This window comes from Microbulbifer sp. NBRC 101763 (genome assembly GCF_040371615.1).
In the GTDB taxonomy this organism is placed as follows: domain Bacteria; phylum Pseudomonadota; class Gammaproteobacteria; order Pseudomonadales; family Cellvibrionaceae; genus Microbulbifer; species Microbulbifer variabilis.
Map to the genome: position 1 here is coordinate 775248 of NZ_BAABQV010000001.1, position 21594 is coordinate 796841.

A 21594-nucleotide genomic window follows, 5' to 3' on the forward strand; every position below is an offset into this window, starting at 1 on the left:
GTGTTCAACCAGGTAGTCTTTGGTGGGGGTGGCGGACGCTGCTGTTGGCAGGTTGGTTTTTGGCAGGCTATCGAGGATGAGATTAACCTGGCACCACAAGTAGTCAGTGCAGTATCTGCCGGCGCACTTATGGCTAGCTTGGTATTAATGGGGCGTGGTCAGGAAGCGGAAGATTACTTCCTATCTGTAACCCAACAGAATCAGAGGAATGTGTACTGGAGTAACCTGCTGCGTAAGCCACCAGTTTTTCCCCATTATGAGATATACCGGCGTGGTGTCCGCGAGCTATTTGACGGAGGTTTCGACAAGTTATGCGCTGCTACCGACTTAAGGGTGGCAGTGACGTTACGGCCTCGCTGGATGCCCCCAGTCTGTGCCCTGGCGGCGGGCGGCACCCTCTACTACATCAACAAATACCTGCTGCGCAGCTTGCACCCCAAGCTGCCATCCAGGCTTGGCTTTCGACAGGTGTTCTACCGGGTGAGGGACTGTGCGAATGAGGCAGAACTTGAACACCTCATTCTCAGTTCCTCGTGTACTCCGCCGATTACCCCAAGGCTACGGATGGATGGTGCGCAAGTGCTGGACGGGGGCGTGGTGGACAATGCTCCAATTGATGGCTTGGAAGCTTATAAAGGGTTGGTGCTGATACTACCGACCCGCCGCCACCCCCGTTTGCCCCACTGGTTCAGTCGGCGTGTCCAAGGGCAAACATGGGTTTATGTGCAGCCCTCTCGCCGGCTTCCCATTAAGTCCTGGGATTTCACCAACCCTGAGGCATTGACAGAAACATTTGAGATTGGCCGGGTCGATGGCAGGGCATTACTTGCCGAAATAGTGGCCAAGGGGGGGCGATTTGGATTTGGCAATTAATGGACTTGCCACAGGAATACCATTGTCATTTATGCCCAGCATGATTGAGCGTATTGGGCAGGCCCATTGGTTGCGCTAAGCTGCTGATTCTATTAGCTTATGCAATTAGTTGCATATGGGTATGTGTGGCGGTTGCCTGCTGTAGTTACTCGATTATTGCAGGCAGGCTAAAAGGAATATGGGCTTGGAGCTGATCAAAAGCCCAGTGCAGAAGGTAAAGGATTTATGTTTGATCAGGTGGTTTTTGCTGGCGGTGGCGGGCGCTGTACATGGCAGATTGGTTTCTGGGAGTCAGTTGCCGGTGAAATAGGTCTTGTCCCGAAGACTGTGACTGCGGTGTCCGCTGGAGGCCTTATGGCGAGCCTAATCTTGATGGGGCGCACAGAAGAAGCCCGGGAGCACTTCTGGTCGGCATTTGCTGCCAATGATAAGAATGCTTATTGGGGCAACTTATTTAAAAAGGAATCAGTATTTCCCCAGTATGGAATCTATCGCAATGCCATGTGGGAGCTATTCCGCGAGGGCATGAGCACACTTAAAACTGCGGCGGAGCTACGTATTGCAGTAACCCATCCGCCACGGTTGCTCTCAGGGGGAATGGCATTGGGTGTTGGAGCCCTGGCTTACTATGCCGACAAGCACTTGTTGCGGAGCTTGCACCCTAAGGTTGCTCTGGGGCTTGGGTTTAAGCAGGGATTTTATAAGGCGCAGGACTGCACAAGTGTGGAAGAGCTGGCGGAGTTGATCCTTTGTTCCTCTTGTACACCGCCTTTTACTCCACAAATGCGATTGCGCGGTGCGACGGTGCTTGATGGCGGAGTGGTAGACAATATACCGGTAGCGGGACTGGATCAGGAAGAGGGTCGAGTATTGATTCTGCTGAGTCGCCGTTATTCCCGTTACCCGGACAGATTTACCCGGCGACAGGGAGATCAACTGTGGACCTACGTGCAGCCCTCACAACCACCTTTTATCAGAGTTTGGGATTACACGAATCCCGAGCTGGCGCAAAAGACTTACGAGCTCGGCTTTGCCGATGGCCGGGATTTTTTACACAAGCACAAGCTTGAACGGGAGATAGTTGATGAACAATTCCAATAATTCGATAACGGAGTCAATCGCCTTGTGGCATGAGATGGTAGAAGCGCGAGACTTCACCAGGCTCCCTACTATTGTTGCAGATGATGCGATTTTTCGCTCTCCGGCTTTCTTCAAGCCCTACCACAGCTCAGCGGCGGTTTGCCTTATTCTCAATACTGTGATGCAAGTGTTTGAGAGCTTTGAATACGACCGCAGCTTTACCACTGAGTCCGGCCGTAACCTGGCCCTGGAATTCAAGGCTTCTATTGGTGAAAAAAGCCTCAAAGGCTTGGATATCATTCGCTTTGATGAGAGCGGCAAGATTGTAGAGTTTGAGGTGATGATTCGCCCACTCAACGCCCTGCAAAAGCTGGCGGAGGAGATGTCAGGGCGCCTTTCCCAATATGTAACACAGTACAAAGATAGCCAGCTGGCTTAATACTCGTCCTTATGGCACAAGCACCTGGCAATCAATCTGGGCTCTGCGCCCAGTTGCCTGCCAGGAGTGAGCGATGATTTAATTTCCTTCCTCGGTATCCAGGGAGTCGAAATAATCATATACGTCGATACCATCCATATAGGCGCCGTCGAAACCTGCATCCACAATTTTGTAAATGTAGGAGTCATTGTTACCGTAAATGATATTCTGCCAGCCCTCCTTCCAGTACTCTACATAATAGTTTCCTGATTCCCCTGGTACTTCTTCCAGTAGCCAGCTGGGTGGGTTGGTGGGCCATGAGGGGTCCCAGTAATAACGGTTATCCTGGGCTTCACCAATATTTATATAGGCAATTAGCAGCCTGCGCCCCCCATTATTTTTAACCTTGAGCTGCTCAATTTGCTCTTCAGTGTATTCTTCGCCATTAAAGAAAAAGTCGATAACTAGCAGGTCGTAATCGGTTTCGGATAACTTGTCGACGAATTCCTGGCGTGTGGAAGAGATCCGTGGATTGGTGATATTAAGGAAATTTTTGACATTCTCCAGCTCATCAATGTTGTTACTGTTTACATTGAAGGGCTCTTCAGGGTAGGGCGGAATATCGTCCAGGTCCGTATCGTCAGCGACGAAGGAGACGTAGCCGGCTTCTTCATTCTCTTGATTGGATTCGTCAATATTGCGCTCGGTATAGGCGAAATCGGTCACAAGGATTTCGCGGCCTTTATCCTTGGCTAAGTTGAGATAGTCCTGCAAGCGAGCGCTTTCGGTGCTGCTGGTGGGTTGGTCTACATCACCATTTTGCCCAAAGAAGACCGCTTCCTGGGCGATGCCATCGGTAGAGTTTACATAGGCGTTATCTACTGGGCCATTGGTCTTGGTATTGGTGGTGATCAGTTCAATACCATTTTGCGGGACAATAATAAAGTCGTCCCGGTTAATACCCTTGGCATAGTCACTAATATCCTCTACCAGATATCGCATCTCTTGATCGTAATCCACGTAGACAGGGATTACGAAGTCGGGAAGGTCGTCAAAGCTACAACCGAGAAGAAGAAATGGGCTAAGAAGGAAGGGAAGCGTCCGGTGCAAAATTCATCTCCGAAGACGTTTATTAGTGAGGTAAGGTTGTCTTGCTAATTTTTACCTATTGGCAGGGAAATGAAGACTAAGTTCCATTGAGTTTAACATTTTCCACTGACCAATCACATGCAGGCACAGATTCACAATGGGCGACTCTGCTGCTGTGTGGAAGTGCTGGATCTAAAATCCTAGCTGATCAAGCCTGAATATTGGCTTAATGGCTCACTGCGCATCCATTCTTTTCTTGGTTTTGCTAGTTGCTATTGCTGTGAGGGGATCGTCTGGCCAATAGTGCTTTTGGTACTTGATACGTAACTCTTTCTTTACCTCTTGATAGGTGTTGGCCCAGAAGTTGGCGAGATCGCGGGTTATTTGGACCGGACGTTTTGCCGGTGACAGCAGGTGGATCATCAAGGGGAATCGGCCGTCCAAAATAGCAGGCGTTTGTGCCATGCCAAATAATTCCTGCAAGCGCACAGCCAATACCGGGGGTGATCCTTCATAGTTGATTTGAATGCGCGACCCGCTGGGCACCGTGAAATGGCTGGGTGCCAATTCTTCCAGCCGCTTTTGGTGTGGCCAGGTTAGTTGACCGAGTAAAATGGTAAACAGGTTCAGTTGTTTGAGTTGCTCTAACTTATTAAAGCCCTGGAGATGGGGTAGTAACCAGTCTTCAAGGTGAGCTAAAAGCGCTGCATCGCTCCAGTCGGGTAGGGGAGTGTCGCTCAGAAGATCTGGCCCCAGCTCACACTGGCGTAGAAACTCCACCCGACTGCGTAATTGAGAAGCATCTTTGCCCCAAGGAAGTAGTGCCAAGCCTTTCTTTCTAATGGCACCCAGAAGAGCGCAACTCAGCAAGCCTTCGGGAACATCCCTGGCCGCTTGTTGCTTTAGTACCAAGCTTCCTAAAGTGATACGAGTCACTGCCTCCGCACGTCCGGAAGACTCATTCCAGTCAACACTTGTCTGCTGTTTTATCAGATCGTCAAAGCAACCTCTAAGAGAGGTTTCCGAAATAGGTGCGGCCAACTGGATTCGGGCATCACGTCCTTTCCCATCGAGTTCCGCAATTACAAGATAATCGCAAAGGGCCAGTGCATCATCATGAGTGAAATGTGCCCCCCTGCCATTGGCGAGCAGGAAGCGCCTACTGCCATCTCGGCGGCTTATGGCGATTCTATCTGGATAGGAGAGCCCCAGGAGGACGCCAGCGTGGTCGACACTATCAATTGATAGTGTGCTCACCGATTGGTTGGACGTGAGTTTATCCAGCTGAGTGCGCCAGGCCCGTGACTGCTGCCGAATTCTCTGGATAGCCCCTTGATCCACTTCTCGACCTTTGGACCGTTCCTGTAGGACCTCAATGCGCTTGCTTATATCCCTGTCCCAGCGGGCCTCACCGCGGAAGATATCCCGTTCGGATAGAAGAGCTGCCATCAGGCAGGCCTGCTGTTGCAATCCCCATTTAAAACTGTGGATCATCATATGGGCAAGACGGGGATGGCAGCCGAGGGATAGCAGGGTGCTGCCGTGGCGAGTAATGCGCAGTTTACTGTCGAGTGCTCCCAACTGCTGGAGTAACTCTTGAGCCTGTGCCATAGGTCCAGGAGGAGGGGGGGCCAGCCATAGGAGCTCTTCAGCATCAGTAACTCCCCACTGGGCCAGCTCCAAAGCAACTGGAGCCAAATCACTGCGAAGTATCTCTGGAGTATTCTTCGTACTCAGGGCGTTCTGACGCTCTTTGCTCCATAAGCGCAGGCAGTGACCTGCACTGAGGCGGCCGGCACGACCACTACGTTGAATAGCCGATGCCTGAGATATACGGCTGGTGATCAAGCGATTCATCCCGGTGTTGGGGTCAAAGCGCGATTCACGCATTAATCCCGAATCCACCACGCTATGAACCCCCTCGATTGTCAGGCTTGTCTCGGCAACATTAGTGGCCAATACAATTTTACGCATGCCGGGTTTTGCTGGTGCAATGGCTTGATCTTGTTGTTCCCTGGTCAGGTCACCATATAGCGGAACTATTATGATATCGCTGAACTTGTGGGGTTCCTCAGCGAAGCGCTCTCCCAGCGTTGCTTCGACCTGTCGTATTTCCCCCACACCGGGCAGGAACGCTAGCAGGCTGCCAGTATCATTACTGATGCATTCCAGAATTTTGCGGGTCATTAGCTGGGGAAGTTGACGTTCATCTTTCAGTTCTTCACGCCTATCGAGGTATTCAACACTGACGGGGTAGCTTCTTCCCTCACTGGCCACCACTGGTGCCTGACCCAGAATTTCAGCGACAGCATCGGTCTCTAAGGTTGCGGACATTACGAGCAACTTAAGGTCTTCCCGCAGATACTCCTGGGATTGCAGGCACAGTGCCAGTGACAGATCCGCTTGTAAGCTTCGCTCGTGAAACTCATCAAAGATCACCAAGGCAGTTTTGCTTAGCTCAGGATCAGATTGCAGAAGACGGGTAAGAATGCCTTCGGTAACCACCAGAATACGGGTTCGCCCGCTGGTTCTGCGCTCCCCCCGTACCTGGTATCCCACTGTTTCACCGGCCTTTTCACCAAGCTGGGAAGCCATTCGGGCAGCTGCTGTGCGTGCAGCGAGTCTGCGGGGCTCCAACATGATGATGTTCTTACCCCTCAGCCAGACACTATCCAGTAGAGCCAAAGGGACAACGGTAGTTTTACCTGCACCTGGTGGCGCTTGCAGCACCACATTGCTGTGTGTTTCCAGTGCTTCAAGTAACTCTGGTAGGACGGAATGTATAGGTAACTCTGGCATAGCAGAGAATTATAGTGGATTCAGGATTAAGAAGGTATGGGGTTTCTTCGCTTGTGCAAAGGGCTAGTTTTCTACGATAGAGTGTTAATTGCTGCTGAAGGCTACAAATAGGGTTCATCTTTATACAGAAATTGGGTTGTATTTTTAAAAAGTAAGCTTGCAAGGATTCCGATAAAGGATAGGCAAAGAAAAGCAATCATTACCGCGTGAAACCCGGAATGAAAAGATGTTTGACCCCATTCCAACACTTGAGAGTGTACCGAAGGATCAGGAAAGAGCTTTGTTATTTTTTTCAGAGGTTGTGCACCCGTTATAAAAGGAAGTATTTCCAGAGTACTTACTTTGTGCTCGTTGGAGAGAGCTTCTTTTGAGATTTTCGAGAAAGTTCTAACACTTGCAGCGCTTAGTATTGCTCCTGTAAATGCTATACCTGCAGCATACCAAAGGTATGTATTAGAGATGAACAATCCGTAGGCTGCACCCTTCTCTTTTTTTGGTGCGCATTGAACCGCTGCAAGGTTAGTTGAAGAATACATTATTCCGGTAGTAACCCCCATAAAAACCATTCCGATTATTAAGTAATACCAGGATAGTTTGTCGGGCATCAAAGTTAGTGATAGGACACCAGTTAAGCAGGTAAATTGTGCGATAACAATAGGGGGGATAGGGTTGAATCTATTGTTAAATATCCCTGTTAAGATTGAAGAGAAGCATAAGAAAAGTGTCATTGTCAAAATAATAAGTCCGACTTTGGAGGCGTCGTACCCAAGTATGTTTTCCAGGTATAAAGGTAAAATAAACAAGAAAGATCCAAATATCATTTGGAAGCATGCTCGAGTTATAAGTAACCCCAGGAATAGCTTGTTGTGTAGCAGTTTTAAGTTGATCAATGGTTGAGGAATAGTTCGCTGCCAAAGAAGTACAGAAGTTAGAATTCCTATAGATGTTACGATGGGTAGAATAAATTGAAGACTTCTGATTCCTGTGTGAGGCACGATATTGAGTGAAAATAATATCAAAAGATACGCAATCAGAATTAGAAACCCCGACTGATAGTGGACATTGACCTCCTTATTTTGAGTGCCTCTTATTGCAAATAAATGAATAATGATAAGGCACAATAAGCAAACAGGAATGTTTATTAAGAAAGCCCATCGCCAACCCAGATGGGCAACAATAAATCCACCTAAAATAGGGCCTATTGATTGAGCGGCAGCGGTGAATATTACCAGTAGTCCTACGACTAAACCCCGTTCAGATTTGGGGAAATGGCTTTCAGCTAGAACAAAGATCATACCGAAGGAGGCCGCCATGCCTGATCCCTGTATGAATCTTCCTATTATTATGGTTCCTAGGTTTGGGGCTGCACTTGCAATCAATGATCCGACGAGGAAAATGGTTATGCCAAGCATGAGCGTAATTTTATGCCCAAATCGATCTCCAAATTTTCCAGTGGTGATAATTAATCCCCCCATGGCTATTAGATAGATATTGTTGATCCATTGCAGTTGATATATTTTTGCAGAGAAATTACGCCCTATTGTAGGGATGGCGAGGTTGATCACGGTGACATCGATATTAACGATCATTAGAGCCAGACCGAGGCCTCCGAGCACCCACCATCGATGTGGATATGGAGCGTTTTTTGAGGGATGTTCCTTTTCGTTGCTCATGTTGTCCGATCAACCATATTTATTGAAAGTTTTTTTGGGAAGGTCTTCGTTGAATAGAAGAAGTAAGATAAGTAGTTCAATAAAGGTCTAGATACTATTATGCCTTCTATATAAGTTAGTGATTTAATCTATTGTCTAAAGGTGGAGATACACAAGATTTAGGTATAGAGAGCCAAAATATAGTATTGCTGTAGTGCAAAGTTATCAGCTAGTGCTTAAGTTATCTATAGTGATACGTGACAGTTATCAATGGTATATACGCTAGTCTATTTTTCCTCTTGCCAACTTGAGAGTGTGGTATATAGGGGAAAAAAGCCCCTATCATTAAGTTGGGTCAGGACTCTTAATGGAAAAGGATATGGGGCTAAATATACGACGCGTAGTGACAGGACACGATAGTGCCGGCAAGCCTGTCGTGGTTCTGGATGATAGGGGTGAACATACTGCCAGTTGGCGTCCTCATATGGAGCAGCAACAGTTCTGGACAACAGCCGATCTGCCCGTTGAGATTGACTCGGCAAATAGCGATAAAGGGGCTCGTAGGGCTGGTACTACTATTGCGGGTGGCTCCATCTTCAAAGTGGTTGAATTTGGCCCAGGTGTAACGCCTCGTATTCATCGTACAGATAGTATTGACTATGCCGTAGTCCTCTCTGGGGAGATTGACATGGCTCTGGGAGAGGATAGAGAAGTTCATCTGGTTGCTGGAGATACACTGATACAGCGCGCGACCATCCATAATTGGATTAATCGAGGGACTGAGCCTTGCCGTATTGCGTTTGTGTTAATCAGTGCTAATGGGAACTCGGCAATTGGTTAATATGAATTATTTGGTTGGGCTGTAAATCTCGAATTCCATAAAATGTTTACAGGCCGATATTGTACGTCTGTAAATGTACTGGAAGGTAAAGAAGCTAATTTACCGGCGTAACCAGTGATAAATAGTTGATATAATGGACTCTATATCTGGAACCTGGATGGAATAGGCTCATTGATATCATTAGGGTGAATGAGCGCTGCTTCTATCCCCGCATGTACGCCGAGTGCGGCTGTCTCCCTGGACATACTTGGAGTGCCAAGATTTTCAGGTAATGCCGCCACGTGAGGTAATTGTGGGAGGTGAATCCAACCGGCACGTATATCTAGCTGATTTATGGCAATATAATGTAGTACACCGTACATTAAATGGTTACAACAAAAGGTGGCTGCGGTATCTGAGATATCTGCGGGAACGCCCACGCCACGCATAGCCTTAACCATGGCCCTTAAAGGTAGGGTGCTGCGGTAGGCCACGGGACCGTCGGGTATGGTTGGCTCACCCTGCATTTCTACACCGCGGTTATCCTTTAGGTTATATCGGGTAGAATCATTAAAATTTTGTGCGATTCGTTCCACTGTTATTTCTGCACGACCGCCATACTCACCCAGCATCACCACTAACTGAGGTTGTAACTCTTTTATTGCAACAGTAACAATCTCAATACTTTCAAAAAAATTATTGGGCACTAAGATTCCAGAAATTTCAGCTTCCCCTACATAGGTTCCATCTAAAACACGCATGACTGATTCTGCTGGATTTATGGGGGTGTGCCCAAAAGCTTCGAAGCCGGAAACAATAATTTTTTTCATATTTGGTGGTTCCGCTGAAATTTTCTCTCGGGCAATTGGTTGCTGACAAAGATAAAATTTATAGGCTTAAATTTACATTGGGAATTGTTTGCCCAGACCACGAAATTTAGTCTGTGAGGCCCAGTTGTTCCAGGAAGGAATACTTATCCCAGTCAACCCAACTTTCCACCATTTTGTCTTTTTCGTATAGATCAGTGTGAATACCAGTCCAGGTGGTAGTTTTTCCTGTCGGTTCGTACTGCATAAATTTACCAGTATGCTTTGCTGTCATTCGCCAACGTGTGCAAACATAGTCGCCCTCGGCCACTTGAAGTAGGATTTCCATCTTTACATCTGAAAATCCTTTATGGAATTCGGTGACAAGTTCCTGCCATTCTTTAAGTGACTTGCATGAGGTTGCACTTCCTGCATCAGGCATCTGGTGGTTCTTGTAGTTGGGCGAGAGATAGCTAGTGGCTTTATGAGGTGTGTTATCTCCCCACTGCTGGAGAAGACTCTTTGACGTTTCTTTATGATTGGCAGTCATATAATCCTCGGATGATTTGTTAGTCGGTACTGTGCCATGGCAGAAATCCAAGCATAGTGTAGGGCGTGAAATTTTATAGAAAGTAGTAGCGCACTATTCCTTTTATTAAGAGACTTTTGTGACAAGTCAGGATGAGGCGTTCAACTGTTACTTAAGGTCTCTAATTTTGTTCAACAATTTTTGATATTTGGTGGAAGGCATAGTAATTCTTGTGCCATTAGATATGAAATTTGATTAATACCATGGATTTAAGTTGTGCCAATCATTGATATGTTTGTCAAAGACTGGAATGATTAAATTGGATCTTTAAGCTCCTAAGTGGATATATTTTTTAATTCTTGTAAAAGCTATCGAAATCATGATGTGTGGTTGATTTCTCCATAACCCTCTATATAAAGACTACATAAAGCCTGGGTGAGAGACGAATTTATTGGGGTTGTTATTTGAATCAATCCCTGGGAAAAATTCCTTGTAAAAATTTCCATAGTACGCCCAGCTTGCGTGAAGTAGCCTTCCTTTTGCTGATATACACCAAATAATGGCCGGCTCGCTTGTATCCATTGTGGCAGGATTTCAACTAGAAGACATCGATGTGATGTCATTGTTTTCCAGGTAATCGCATAAGCTAGCGATGCCTGATTCGGCCAGGGTAGCTTGGTATAGGGGGAAATAGTTATTGGCTATGTAATAGTGGGCATATTGATTGTTATTTCCTGATTATTGCTCGATAAATTCCAATGAGCAGGGCTTTTATCAAAGCTAAAGGCAAGCAAAACCGTTTAGTTCTTTCGGACTCCGGGATATACCCGATTGATGTATATTTTCTAGTGATGCAACTAAGCGCCGGTGATGCTCACCCAACTTTTGTGCATATAGAGAAGAGTTAACGGATGTTGCTTTGATGCGTATTGCCAGGTTAAAGCCTTCTCCAATGATATCTCTTAACTGGTTATCGAGAAACAGCTCCAATCGATTAAGGGGGTGAGCTATAAGTTTTGGAAACTGTGGAGCGTGCCAAAATTGTCCGAGTGTTGTAGGTGCCCTTAAGGGAATAAGCCCAGCTGGTCCACTGTCACGATTGGCGATACGATCTTCAATTTCTTGGAAATCAGTCAATAGTTGACTAAGGCTAGATTCGAAAATTTACCGGATTTGGAGATAGTACTGGTAGAGGTACGGGAGACAGCACGGGCTTCTTACTATAACTGGGTAGCTCTAGAGGCTGAATACTGATAGTCGTTGGCACTAGTGATAAAACATGAAATCTATTAACGACACTGCCATAGTCCATCGATTATTAATCCTGCAGGAACAAAGATACCCTAGTTAGAAAGTAAAATAAGAAAGGGGCCCGAGGGCCCCTTAAGGGTTTGTTCTTTGTGCATATAGCACTTTGCTAATAGCGCAGATTGCTAATGCACTGGTTATATTCGCGGATATACACTTTACCACCGATACGAGGATTGGCATTTGCTTTGTCCGCTGCCGCGTTCATACAACCTTCTACTTGATCGCGAGTCAGGCCATAGTAACGAGGCGTAGAGTCGCGCCAATAGTAGCTAGGCTGAGAACCACGCCAGTAGTAGCGAGGCTGAGAACCACGCCAGTAGTAGCGAGGCTGGGAACCGCGCCAATACATATTTCTAGGTTGCTCATATTGACGGATACGAGTCGGAGGTTGTACTGGGTAAAAATAACGACCCTGTTCATTAAAGGCATAGAAAGTATTGCCGCTTTGATAGTAAGTTTTACCAAGTATTTGCACCGGTGATGCGCCTGCTGGCAGCTGTGCCAGACGCTCTTGCGCATAACTGAAACCGGCAAGAGAGAGTAGTAATATCATTGAAAGTACATAACGCATAACGTTTTCTCCTTCTCCCAACTTGGCAACAAGTCTACTCGAACATGTGTGCAGTCCCAACGTGCTGTTTGAGAAGTTTCATTTTTTTGTAGATTTTTTTTGTTATTTCAGGCAAAGCTTTTTTGAGTTCCCTTGTGCTGTTTATTTCGATAACTGGCAGCAGCCTCAAATAATATTCCAGACCATGAATCGACTATAGAACTTAAGTCTCGATTTATGTCAGTTTGTACGGTTGACCATGACTTTATACGTAATGCTTTTGCTTTAAAATGGGGCTAAATTGAATGATATTTGCGATGACTGGTTCGTCATATTATTTATAAATATTTTGGAGCCATTCCGGATACCTTGATAGAGAGTAAGTGCCAAAAATGCGTAAAGCTAGGGGATTAAGAGGCCTTTTAATTCGAGTAGATGTGGTTGGGGCTGCAGTTCCAAGCTTTGGGTTGCATTGGCTAGGATGGATCCTTCACTGAATGAGCCTAGTAGAAGGCTCTTTTGTTGCAGGCTCATCAGGTGATTTTTTTAATTGATATGAAATTATCTCGATGCGTTATTTTTTCAAAAATAATAAGCGTCTAGCGTGACAGCGTGCAAAATGATTTTTTTCTCGAAAAGCTGTGTTCATGATTGCAAGACCAGATAGCACATTTTTTTTAGATCTAAGAAGTTTTCAGTGAACTATAAATATGTATAGAAAAAGGAAGTAAAACTATTTTCAATAGTATTGATGTTTGTGACTCCTTGGGTTTCTCAATCGATACGGCTCTATTTCTGCTGATTTGTACAGGGTGATAGTAATCTAGTCGAGTTGGAATTGATTTTTTGTATTGGTGCCCCTTATAAGTTCTTTTTATTGTGTTTTGAATAAGCTCTGGAATCCAATCGAATTATAGGCTACCCCTAAGGTTCTAAATTCTTTGGTCTGACATTGATTGTCATAAAGTTTGGTACATATTATCTGTGTTGGTGTGGGTAACTTTGTTATTAATTGTTGTCTTATTTTGCGGGCTAGGCGTGCAGCTGATGGCTTTTGCTGTTCACAAAAAGTGGCTTAATTCTTACGTAGGATTGGAGTTTATACGTTAATATTATTGGAGCTTTGTGTCTTGTCTATGGTGGAAATTCTTCTCAGCTTTGATCTTTTTTTCTTTGGGGGTGGCTGATTTCTGTTTTTGTTTGGTTGTGTTGATGGGGCCTGTCTGATTGACAATTTTAACTGTAGTGATGTCATTATTCTTGATGGCTTCCACTATCAGATTACATGAATCGGTAGGTCACTTACCAATGCTGGTAGCTGGTTTTTTAGTGATTTTTTTTGTAAGAGGAAAGTCAAAGTTAATTGAATTTATGAAGTTATTTGCTTCGAGCCTGTTAACTTAAGGATTACCTTGGATACCCCGTTAGTTATCTATCAATATAATATCTCCCGCTGAGATCAATTAGGGCTTTGTAGGATAGGCCTACTCGAAGGAGCGTTCACTATTATTTAGATATAGTTTGGTCGAAACCGGCGTTGCGCAAGCTACAGTTTGAAGTGACATGCAAGCTTGTCGACAGCAGTGGGCGAATTCCAGCAGTTTTTCTTCTGATTCGTCACTCTCGATGATCAAATGCATTTCCACTTGATCACCTTTGCCAAAAACTTCCTCAGGATTGATCCCCCCAAAATTCATTGTTGTAGAAAACTCGGTTTTTTGCTCGAGCCTCACACTGTTCAGTTTAATATCTGCTAGTTTTGCTAGCATCTCTACGTGGGACATCATGCAAAGTGCCAGTCCTGCAGAGAAATACATAATTGGTGATGGGGCACTGCCTCGACCGCCAACCGCGGTACCTTCATCACAAATCAGTTCCCAGGTGCCACCATTGGGAACATTGGAAAATATCGTAGCTTTTTTAAGGTGATGCCCCTGAGGCAATTGTTCTACGTTGATATGTGCATGGAACTTCAGTAGCTCCCCTTGTTTCACCTTGTCCAGGTGAGGTGCGGCAAACGTTAATTGTTCAGCTTCTTCCGAAAGTTTGCGAACAATTGTTGAAGAAGACATGTCCCACTTGATGGAGTCCATATTTGCCTCTCCTCAATTAATTTAAGTCCTGACCTGCTGGTCACAATGAAGGCAAGTTATTGACCTTAGAACTCGGGGCTGGGAATCATACAGATAGGGCGGAATATTAGGGTGCCTTTGATCTACTTCACAGAAAAGCAGTTATAGGTATAGAGAATAACTTAGGATTATCTTCCTGAGTCAGCTTAAAGCATCCTATCAAAACTCAAAGATTTTTCAGTCCAGGACTGGTAATGCGGTTAGCTCTGAAAGCTTATCAGCAAATTCCAGGGCATCCTCTTTTCTGGTGAAAACCCTGGCCAATACGCCCTCGTTGGCGCTGGCATGTCGAAATACCAGATTGATATGCCAGCTGGTGTAGCTTTTTTTACTGCTTGCCGAGTAGCTTGAATAGGGAATTACTTTTATTCCTTGAAAGATGCTAAGGGGGTGCTTCTCTGTCCAGCTATGCCAAAGGATTCGGTTTTCAGAAATAAACAACTTCTTTGTGCCGTCGACATAACGTGTTTTTTCGAATGAGAAGGTGATGCAAGCAAGTAGTGCAAGCAGGGTAGTGGCAATCCAGGGGAACATCGCATTGCCTTCCAGAGCGAAGCTAAGGCTCACTAGCAGCCAAACTAGGATAAATCCGCCGAATATATAGGTTAAGACTTTGTTGGACTGCAGTTCCATTATTGTGGCCCGATTTAAACCGACTAATTACATGCCTCGTTGACAGAATTAAATAGATAAAATGTAGACTTTGGCGTCACAAAATGGTAACTCCTGCTGCAGCATACTCCTGTAAATGAAGAATGTCAGCGATTGTTAGGTGGAGGACTAGGGAAGGGAGGTAGTGGGAGTTGATAGAGCGAAGGTATCAAGACCTCTAGAAGGCCCTGATACCATCAAAGGGTTTGATCAAGCGTTACGCCGCTTTAGCGGGTCATGCAGTTGCTCTGCCATTCCCAGCAGTAACGACTCGGTAGTTTCCCAATCGATGCATTTGTCGGTAACGGAAACGCCGTATTCCATATCATCCAGCTTCGGCAGGATTTTCTGGTTGCCGGCTTTCAGGTTGCTTTCCACCATGATACCGATGATTGACTGGTTGCCGTCGAGGATTTGATGGGTCACATTGTCCACAACAAGGGGCTGTAATTCGTGGTTCTTGTTGGAGTTCGCATGGCTGCAATCCACCATAATATTTGGCACGATATTAGACTTGCGTAACTCCTGCTCACACATTGCAACACTTACCGAGTCATAATTTGGCTTGTCATTACCACCGCGCAGTACCACATGGCCGTATGGGTTGCCGGACGTGTGAATGATCGCAACTTGACCGCGCTTGTTGATACCGAGGAATCGGTGGGGATTAGCGACAGACTGCAAGGCGTTAATCGCCACTTCCAAGCCGCCGTCGGTACCGTTCTTAAAGCCCACAGCGGAGGATAGGCCGCTGGCCATTTCTCGGTGAGTTTGGGATTCGGTAGTACGCGCGCCAATAGCTGACCAGGAAATAAGGTCTTGCAGGTACTGGGGTGAGATTGGGTCCAGCGCTTCTGTAGCGGTGGGTAACCCCAGCTCGGCGACATCCAGGAGCAGTTTGCGGCCGATGTGCAGACCTTCCTCAATCTTAAAAGAATCATTAAGATGAGGGTCGTTGATCAGCCCCTTCCATCCAACTGTGGTACGCGGTTTCTCAAAATAGACACGCATCACTATCAGAAGAGTATCTGAAACCTTATCAGCTACCGCCTTAAGGCGCTTGGCATACTCCATCGCGGCGCCCACATCGTGAACGGAGCAGGGTCCGATTACCACCATTAGGCGGTGGTCTTTGCGATCCAGGATGTCACGCACGGCGGAACGCCCTTTGGCGACAGTTGCTTCGGCGGCATCACTGATGGGGAGTTCTGATTTCAGCATCTCCGGGCTGATCAGAACTTCCTGGGAGACGACATTCAAGTCGTCGAACTGCTGTGTGGTCATAGCGTCTTCTGATTACTCTGTTCCATAGTACCGCGCTGCACTTGCAGGCGGATGACTTATCCTACTGTGCCACAAAGAATAGGGCGAGGGTTTCATTTGCAACCAAATATTTGGCCCGATTTTGGGATATTCATTTACCTTTATCCTGTGACAGTTTGGCACTTTGACAGAATTTAGGGGAGCTCAGTTGAGTCCGTTGTGGCGAATAGGGCCTGCGAACTGAGAAGATAATCACGTGCAGCTTGGGAATGCTGCCACTGAGGAAAGGAGACCTTGAGGGGGTGAACTACTCGTTCACCGGTAGGGTTGGTTGGAAGGGCTGCAGTAGAAGGGCCTCTGGCTTGGTAGATTAAAAGTCACAAATTTGAACCCCTTTGAGCAATCAGGAATGAAATTGAAGTCGATGGTGTGGATGCTCTCATATGAATCTTTGCAGTTGCTTTAGGTATTAGGCTTGAATCAGCACTCAGAATCGTAGTTGGGCTCTACCTTTCCGAACCTGCGTCATTCTGACTGTTTTCAAGAATGTGCTCTACTTTCGTGGCTGGATTGAGGGGAAGATACTCTGCACATGAAACGATGTTTGCGAATAATCGCTTGCCTAAAGATTCCGGAATTCTGAAGTTTCTGCCCATGGGCTTGGTGACCCATTCGGAAGGGTTAAGATGCTAATGGTCAATTGGTCAGTTTATGAAAAATAGCTTCAGGGATGATGTGGAATCAGAAATCAAACGGAATCAAGAGCCAAACGGACTGCTGAAGATCTAAGAAGGCTCGTGAGGCGTGACCTTCGCGGGAATATTTGTACTGCTTTTAACCCGCCCTTAATAAGACATTAAGTTAGTCTTGTTCTATAATTTTACTGATCTATGCTAACGCATCAATTTGCTTGCATATCTTGCTAAATTCAAATGTGGCAATCCTAGTGAATCACTGCTACCCCTTTGCTTGAATAAAACTTTGAGTAAAAAACTATGAGGCTACCGATACTTTTAATGCTAGTTATTTACTCCAGTGGGCTTATTGCCGAAACATTCAAGGAAAAAGCAGTTAGTAAAATATCCGCATATTACTGCAGTGGAAATCAAAATTTTCTTTACTGTATCAAGCCTGAGATACTATCAGACTTACAAGATTGCGTTACATATTTTGTAAAGAATACAACTAAATGTTCTTCGAAATACCTGGATTTAGGCATGAGTCTATCTGATGAAGAGCAGATGAATATTACGATGGAGTTTGGGCAGTGCTCATTGAGAGAGTTAATGAAGGCAGAAGATATAAAGGAATCGGATTTTGATGAGTGTTTTAGTAGAAACTATGATGAATCTAAACGAAGTCCAGTCCTTGATAGATAGCAAAAAGATGTATTAGCTAGCATGAGTGCATTTAAATTTTTCATGTAAAATATGCTTAGGGGAAAGTTAATATGTGGGTGTTATAAGAATAATTATTTTTCTTAGAAGTCTTAATGAGACTTCTAAGAAAAAAGTAGAGACATTAATGGTGTGTGGTATGCGATGTTATCCATTAGTGAGGAATACTGATGGAGATTCCATGATTAGTAATCAGTCACTCAGAAAGCGCCAATAAACAAAATATAAACTAAAGCAGATCAGCAAGCCCAAGCAGGCAAAAGTATAAACCAAATACCAGCCTTTTAAGTGATACTCTCTTGGTACCCATTTACCATTCATGACCAAAATATTGAGTAATGCAAAGATTGGTGCGCAAACGAAAGATAAAGTGGTGACAAAGTCGATAAGGCTTTTTAGCTGATTGGCAAATAGGGAAATAATAAACCAGCTTATAAGGCTTAGCGTAACTAGGCTTATTATGTAGACCCTATTCTCAGAAATCTGGTTGCCACCTGAGCCTTTTAGGGCGCTTCGCCAAACTTGAGGGAATCCATCAGAGACCGCAAATGTTGTTGAAAAAAGTGCGAAAAAACAAATAATACTGATTATTAAGTGGCTCCAATCACCTAGAGATTCGGTATAAATATTGATTAGTTGTCCGGCAAAAATGCCAGCAGACTGGGATAGTTCTATACCTTTCCCAAACATTATTAATGCGCCTAACCACACAAATACTATTGCTAATAGCAAGCTGGTGAAATAACCAACTTTAAAGTCAAATACTAAAGACTTCTTAGCATACTCTCTTTCCGGAAGTTCTTTTATTTTTCGTTCTGACCAAATAGAGTGCCAAACAGAAACTTCAATAGATGTGGGCATCCAGCCGACTAAGGCAACGACAAATGCGATACTCATAGCTGGGCCTAAATCAGTCAATAAATATGTTTTAGGGGGGAGAAGGCCGTACTGACTTATTGCAGCAATGAGCGTGATTAAGCTGGCGATAGCTAGTATAAGTACCATCCATTTTAAGGATTCATTTAGCCACTTAAATTGGCCAGCAATCAGTATTCCGCATGTGATGATCAGAATGACGGCGGACCACTCCGAAACATTTAAGACATCACCAAATAGATTCAGAGCCAAGGCTGCAGTGACAATCGTAACCGCCGCCTGTACAAAGAACATTGTTAAAAATGTGAGTGCCAGATAACTATAAAAGCCCAATCGACTGTGTTTTTTGTAGCCTTCTAATAGACTCTCGCCAGTTACAGCAGCATATTCTGGACCGATTTTGAAAAAAGGATACTTGATTAAATGAGCCAGAAAGATAAATCCAATTAAAGCAAAAGCGTAATCCGCTCCTGCCCGGGTAGACTGTACGATATGAGATACGCCAATACTGCTTGCAGCCCAAATGATTCCAGGGCCCAGATTTGAGAAAGTGCGTTTAAATACATCCATTAAATTAGAACTGCTCAGAATGGTGTTTTGCAAAATAACTTTTTGCCATGTCGATAAAAGTTTTAACTTTCAAAGATAGTTCACAACGATGAGGGTAGAGCGCAAAGACTGTTAGTGGTTTTATTGTGAATTCAGGCAAAATTTCAATTAATTGCCCAGATTCGACATAAGATTTGACTGAATAAAATGGGGCTTGAATAATCCCTTGTCCTTCTGCGGCGGCTTCATTTAATAGTCTTCCATTATTGGATTGCCATGCCCAGGGAAGTTTTATTTTCTTGATTTCTTCTTTATCTAGAAATAGCCAATGGTCGCCGCGGATACTGTGGTTAAAGAACAGTAATTGGTGCTTCTTTAGTGCTTCCAAGCTTTCAGGCAGTCCATTTTCTTCAACGTACGAGTCACTCGCCCAGAGTGCTAACTTGGTCTTTGCGATAGATTGGACGATATAGCTAGAATCGGGTAACTCTGGTGCGATCCTAAAAACAAGATCGATTTTATTGTCAAGTAAATCGAGAGGATCATTGCTAAGGTGAAAATCCAGAAACACTTGAGGATAAAGCTCGCGATAATTTGCGATCAATCCGGAGAAGTATTGACTGCCCAGTTCTACGCTAGTGGATATCGAAAGTCTACCCTTGGGCTCTTGATTATATTCTGACATCGCCTGATCGACGGCATGAAGTTTTTTTAGTATTGGTGAAATCTGTTTATAGTAGTTCTCGCCTGCTTCGGTTATCGATACTTTGCGCGTATTGCGCATCACCAATAGGCAGCCCAGCTCTTCCTCTAATTGCTTTATGTACCTGCCAACCATCGCTGCGGAGATTCCGAGCTCACGAGCAGCAGCTGCGAAGCTCTGCTTTTCGCAGGCCAAGCAGTAGGCTTCAAGTGCGTGTAATTTATTCATTGACTTTCCTCGCGGCCAGTCAGCTTCATCTCTTATCGTCGTGGATCGGAATTGAGTATACCGATATACCAAATAAACTTATAGTTTATACACTATAAAATAATATGGCATTTCAAATATGACTTTAGTGGCGCAAAATAGCGCGATTAGATTAAAATCCTGCAAGCCTCCCTTTAGATAACTCCATGAATATAAAGAAAATATTGACTCTGGTAGTTCTATTTATCACCACCAATAGCTACGCCTTAGCTTCCGAAGATACTCTAGAGCCAGTTTTGCTCATTAACGCCAATATAGTGGATGTTAAATCACTTAAAATCGCCAAAGATCAATCGATCCTCATCGAAGGCGACAAGATTAAGAGAATCGCTTCTACGAAGAAGCTGTCCAAAGTGAAGGGGGCGAGCGTTGTTGATTTAAAAGGTAAGTTCGTTATACCAGGTCTAATAGACGCTCATGTTCATCACGCTACAGATCCGGATGACTGGGATAAGCTTTCGATTACTACTGAGCGACTTAGATATCTGCTTCGCGGCGGCGTCACGTCTGTGAGAGATATGGGAGGCGATGCGAGAGCACTGGCGTACTTAAAACGTCAAGCTGAGGTGGATTCGATCGCGTCGCCGGATATCTACTTTTCAGTCATAATTGGTGGAGAATCCTTTTTCTCAGATCCTAGAACCATTGCATCAGCCAAAGGGCGCGAACCTGGGCACACCGTCTGGATGAGAGCGGTAGGCGAGCATTCCGATATGGATTCAATAATGCTCCAGGCTAAAGGTGCTGGTGCAACAGGCATCAAGATATATGCAGACGTTGAAGCTGAGACGGTTCCATTACTCGCTAGCGCGGCCAAAAAACACGGCTTAAAAGTCTGGTCGCATGCTTATATTGGCCCTTCCAAACCCCTACAAACCGTTAATGCTGGCGTTGAGACTATTTCACATGCCTCTGATATATCCGCACAGTTAGTTGACAACTTCAAGGAATGGCGAAGAAAAACTGCTGAACTGGATGGCTCAAAGTGGGAAGAAATCCTACAAAAAGATAGCTATTTAGATCTTTTTGACGCGATGAATGAGAATGGAACAATTCTAGATGCAACACTCACCGTTTTTGAACAAAGGAATGAATTAAACGAAAAATATAGGCTGCTTGATCAGCTTAGTACAAAAATGACACAATTTGCCTATCAAAACGGCATTACTATTGCCGCGGGCACAGATGCATTTAGTGACCTGGAAAATGACACAACACCGATGATTCACCATGAGTTGAAGCTACTCGTAGGTGAGATAGGTATGAAGCCTCTCGAAGCAATTCAAGCAGCTACTTTAAATGCCGCAAAGGTGATAGGAATCGAAGACTCTGTCGGTAGTGTTGAAGAAGGTAAGAAAGCAAATTTGGTGGTGCTTTCAGAAAGTCCCGAGAAGAATATTGAAAATAGTAAATCGATAGTTCATGTTGTAAAGAATGGTCGTTTTATCTTTATCGGCGACGACCCACAGTTGCCTTTCTCTTCTTCACGTGAAATGAATGGAACTATTTGGCTATCCGGACAGATCGGCAATCATCCTTCAACTTTAACCTTGGCAGGTGAAAGCCTGGAAGTTCAGATGCATCAAACAATGAAGAATATTGGCCAAGTTCTTGAGAGCAAAAATCTGGATTTTGATGATGTGGTTAAATGTACTTTGATGCTTGCTGATATTGATGACTGGCCAGAGGCGAATAAAGTTTATATTCAGTACTTCAATGGAAAAAAGCCTGCAAGGAGTGCTTTTGCAGCAAGCGGACTTGCACTTGATGCAAAAGCGGAAGTTGAGTGTATTGCTTCACGAAGTACTGATTAATTCTGGCGAGGGGGT

17 protein-coding genes are annotated in these 21594 nt (G+C 44.9%); 6 read left to right on the forward strand and 11 right to left on the reverse strand.

Annotation, left to right across the window (positions count from 1 at the left end):
- The 3 genes from ABWV76_RS03565 (at nt 1) to ABWV76_RS03575 (ending at nt 2392) form a co-directional block, all read left to right on the forward strand.
- Nucleotides 1-873: a patatin-like phospholipase family protein gene (locus tag ABWV76_RS03565; protein WP_353375241.1), complete on the forward strand. Its 873-nt coding sequence runs from the start codon at nt 1-3 to the stop codon at nt 871-873.
- Between the two features lie 225 nt (nt 874-1098).
- Entirely contained in the window at nt 1099-1974 is an 876-nt protein-coding gene (locus ABWV76_RS03570; protein WP_020415137.1) for a patatin-like phospholipase family protein, read from the forward strand.
- Nucleotides 1958-2392: a nuclear transport factor 2 family protein gene (locus ABWV76_RS03575; protein ID WP_353375242.1), complete on the forward strand. Its 435-nt coding sequence runs from the start codon at nt 1958-1960 to the stop codon at nt 2390-2392. The genes ABWV76_RS03570 and ABWV76_RS03575 overlap by 17 nt, the downstream gene beginning before the upstream one ends.
- A gap of 78 nt (nt 2393-2470) precedes the next feature.
- On the opposite strand, the gene ABWV76_RS03580 is transcribed toward ABWV76_RS03575, so the two are convergent.
- From ABWV76_RS03580 to ABWV76_RS03590, 3 genes are all read right to left on the reverse strand, one after another.
- The gene (locus ABWV76_RS03580) at nt 2471-3481 is read right to left on the reverse strand and encodes an endo alpha-1,4 polygalactosaminidase (protein WP_040629218.1); all 1011 of its coding nucleotides are present in this window, start codon (nt 3479-3481) and stop codon (nt 2471-2473) included.
- Nucleotides 3482-3694: 213 nt separating this feature from the next.
- Nucleotides 3695-6259: an ATP-dependent helicase HrpB gene (gene hrpB / locus ABWV76_RS03585; RefSeq protein ID WP_353375243.1), complete on the reverse strand. Its 2565-nt coding sequence runs from the start codon at nt 6257-6259 to the stop codon at nt 3695-3697.
- A gap of 101 nt (nt 6260-6360) precedes the next feature.
- A complete protein-coding gene (locus ABWV76_RS03590; protein WP_353375244.1) occupies nt 6361-7932 on the reverse strand; it encodes an MFS transporter in 1572 nt (523 codons plus the stop codon).
- A gap of 358 nt (nt 7933-8290) precedes the next feature.
- On the opposite strand from ABWV76_RS03590, the gene ABWV76_RS03595 reads away from it, so the two are divergent.
- Complete coding sequence (locus ABWV76_RS03595; RefSeq protein WP_353375245.1) at nt 8291-8752, forward strand: cupin domain-containing protein; 462 nt, start codon at nt 8291-8293, stop codon at nt 8750-8752.
- Nucleotides 8753-8892: 140 nt separating this feature from the next.
- On the opposite strand, the gene pcp is transcribed toward ABWV76_RS03595, so the two are convergent.
- The 6 genes from pcp to ABWV76_RS03625 form a co-directional block, all read right to left on the reverse strand.
- Nucleotides 8893-9561, reverse strand: coding sequence for a pyroglutamyl-peptidase I (pcp, locus tag ABWV76_RS03600; protein WP_282950793.1), 669 nt, complete (start codon nt 9559-9561; stop codon nt 8893-8895).
- Between the two features lie 106 nt (nt 9562-9667).
- A complete protein-coding gene (locus ABWV76_RS03605) occupies nt 9668-10087 on the reverse strand; it encodes an ester cyclase (RefSeq protein WP_020415144.1) in 420 nt (139 codons plus the stop codon).
- A gap of 1396 nt (nt 10088-11483) precedes the next feature.
- Nucleotides 11484-11948 carry a hypothetical protein gene (locus ABWV76_RS03610; RefSeq protein ID WP_020415145.1) on the reverse strand — a complete coding sequence of 155 codons (465 nt, stop codon included), beginning with the start codon at nt 11946-11948 and terminating at the stop codon, nt 11484-11486.
- Nucleotides 11949-13411: 1463 nt separating this feature from the next.
- Nucleotides 13412-14020, reverse strand: coding sequence for an OsmC-related (seleno)protein (locus tag ABWV76_RS03615; protein WP_353375246.1), 609 nt, complete (start codon nt 14018-14020; stop codon nt 13412-13414).
- Nucleotides 14021-14236: 216 nt separating this feature from the next.
- A complete protein-coding gene (locus tag ABWV76_RS03620) occupies nt 14237-14692 on the reverse strand; it encodes a hypothetical protein (protein WP_282950792.1) in 456 nt (151 codons plus the stop codon).
- Nucleotides 14693-14920: 228 nt separating this feature from the next.
- A complete protein-coding gene (locus tag ABWV76_RS03625; RefSeq protein WP_020415149.1) occupies nt 14921-15994 on the reverse strand; it encodes a 3-deoxy-7-phosphoheptulonate synthase in 1074 nt (357 codons plus the stop codon).
- A gap of 974 nt (nt 15995-16968) precedes the next feature.
- Here ABWV76_RS03625 and ABWV76_RS03630 point away from each other — a divergent pair.
- The gene (locus tag ABWV76_RS03630) at nt 16969-17352 is read left to right on the forward strand and encodes a hypothetical protein (RefSeq protein WP_353375247.1); all 384 of its coding nucleotides are present in this window, start codon (nt 16969-16971) and stop codon (nt 17350-17352) included.
- Between the two features lie 210 nt (nt 17353-17562).
- Here ABWV76_RS03630 and ABWV76_RS03635 read toward each other — a convergent pair whose 3' ends face one another.
- Nucleotides 17563-18849 carry an NRAMP family divalent metal transporter gene (locus tag ABWV76_RS03635; protein WP_353375249.1) on the reverse strand — a complete coding sequence of 429 codons (1287 nt, stop codon included), beginning with the start codon at nt 18847-18849 and terminating at the stop codon, nt 17563-17565.
- A complete protein-coding gene (locus tag ABWV76_RS03640; protein WP_353375250.1) occupies nt 18821-19726 on the reverse strand; it encodes a LysR family transcriptional regulator in 906 nt (301 codons plus the stop codon). The genes ABWV76_RS03635 and ABWV76_RS03640 overlap by 29 nt, the downstream gene beginning before the upstream one ends.
- A 185-nt stretch (nt 19727-19911) precedes the next feature.
- On the opposite strand from ABWV76_RS03640, the gene ABWV76_RS03645 reads away from it, so the two are divergent.
- Nucleotides 19912-21579 (forward strand): amidohydrolase family protein, encoded by a 1668-nt coding sequence (locus ABWV76_RS03645; protein ID WP_353375251.1) that lies wholly within the window; start codon nt 19912-19914, stop codon nt 21577-21579.
- Nucleotides 21580-21594: the final 15 nt, after the last annotated feature.

Bases quoted from the DNA above. Each gene is read 5' to 3' on its own strand.
- ABWV76_RS03625 (WP_020415149.1), bottom strand. From the start codon at position 15,994: ATGACCACACAGCAGTTCGACGACTTGAATGTCGTCTCCCAGGAAGTT.
- ABWV76_RS03605 (WP_020415144.1), bottom strand. From the start codon at position 10,087: ATGACTGCCAATCATAAAGAAACGTCAAAGAGTCTTCTCCAGCAGTGG.
- pcp (WP_282950793.1), bottom strand. From the start codon at position 9,561: ATGAAAAAAATTATTGTTTCCGGCTTCGAAGCTTTTGGGCACACCCCC.
- ABWV76_RS03630 (WP_353375247.1), top strand. From the start codon at position 16,969: ATGAGGCTACCGATACTTTTAATGCTAGTTATTTACTCCAGTGGGCTT.
- ABWV76_RS03645 (WP_353375251.1), top strand. From the start codon at position 19,912: ATGAATATAAAGAAAATATTGACTCTGGTAGTTCTATTTATCACCACC.
- ABWV76_RS03620 (WP_282950792.1), bottom strand. From the start codon at position 14,692: ATGGAACTGCAGTCCAACAAAGTCTTAACCTATATATTCGGCGGATTT.
- ABWV76_RS03590 (WP_353375244.1), bottom strand. From the start codon at position 7,932: ATGAGCAACGAAAAGGAACATCCCTCAAAAAACGCTCCATATCCACAT.
- ABWV76_RS03615 (WP_353375246.1), bottom strand. From the start codon at position 14,020: ATGGACTCCATCAAGTGGGACATGTCTTCTTCAACAATTGTTCGCAAA.
- ABWV76_RS03575 (WP_353375242.1), top strand. From the start codon at position 1,958: ATGAACAATTCCAATAATTCGATAACGGAGTCAATCGCCTTGTGGCAT.
- ABWV76_RS03595 (WP_353375245.1), top strand. From the start codon at position 8,291: ATGGGGCTAAATATACGACGCGTAGTGACAGGACACGATAGTGCCGGC.
- ABWV76_RS03640 (WP_353375250.1), bottom strand. From the start codon at position 19,726: ATGAATAAATTACACGCACTTGAAGCCTACTGCTTGGCCTGCGAAAAG.
- ABWV76_RS03610 (WP_020415145.1), bottom strand. From the start codon at position 11,948: ATGCGTTATGTACTTTCAATGATATTACTACTCTCTCTTGCCGGTTTC.
- ABWV76_RS03570 (WP_020415137.1), top strand. From the start codon at position 1,099: ATGTTTGATCAGGTGGTTTTTGCTGGCGGTGGCGGGCGCTGTACATGG.
- hrpB (WP_353375243.1), bottom strand. From the start codon at position 6,259: ATGCCAGAGTTACCTATACATTCCGTCCTACCAGAGTTACTTGAAGCA.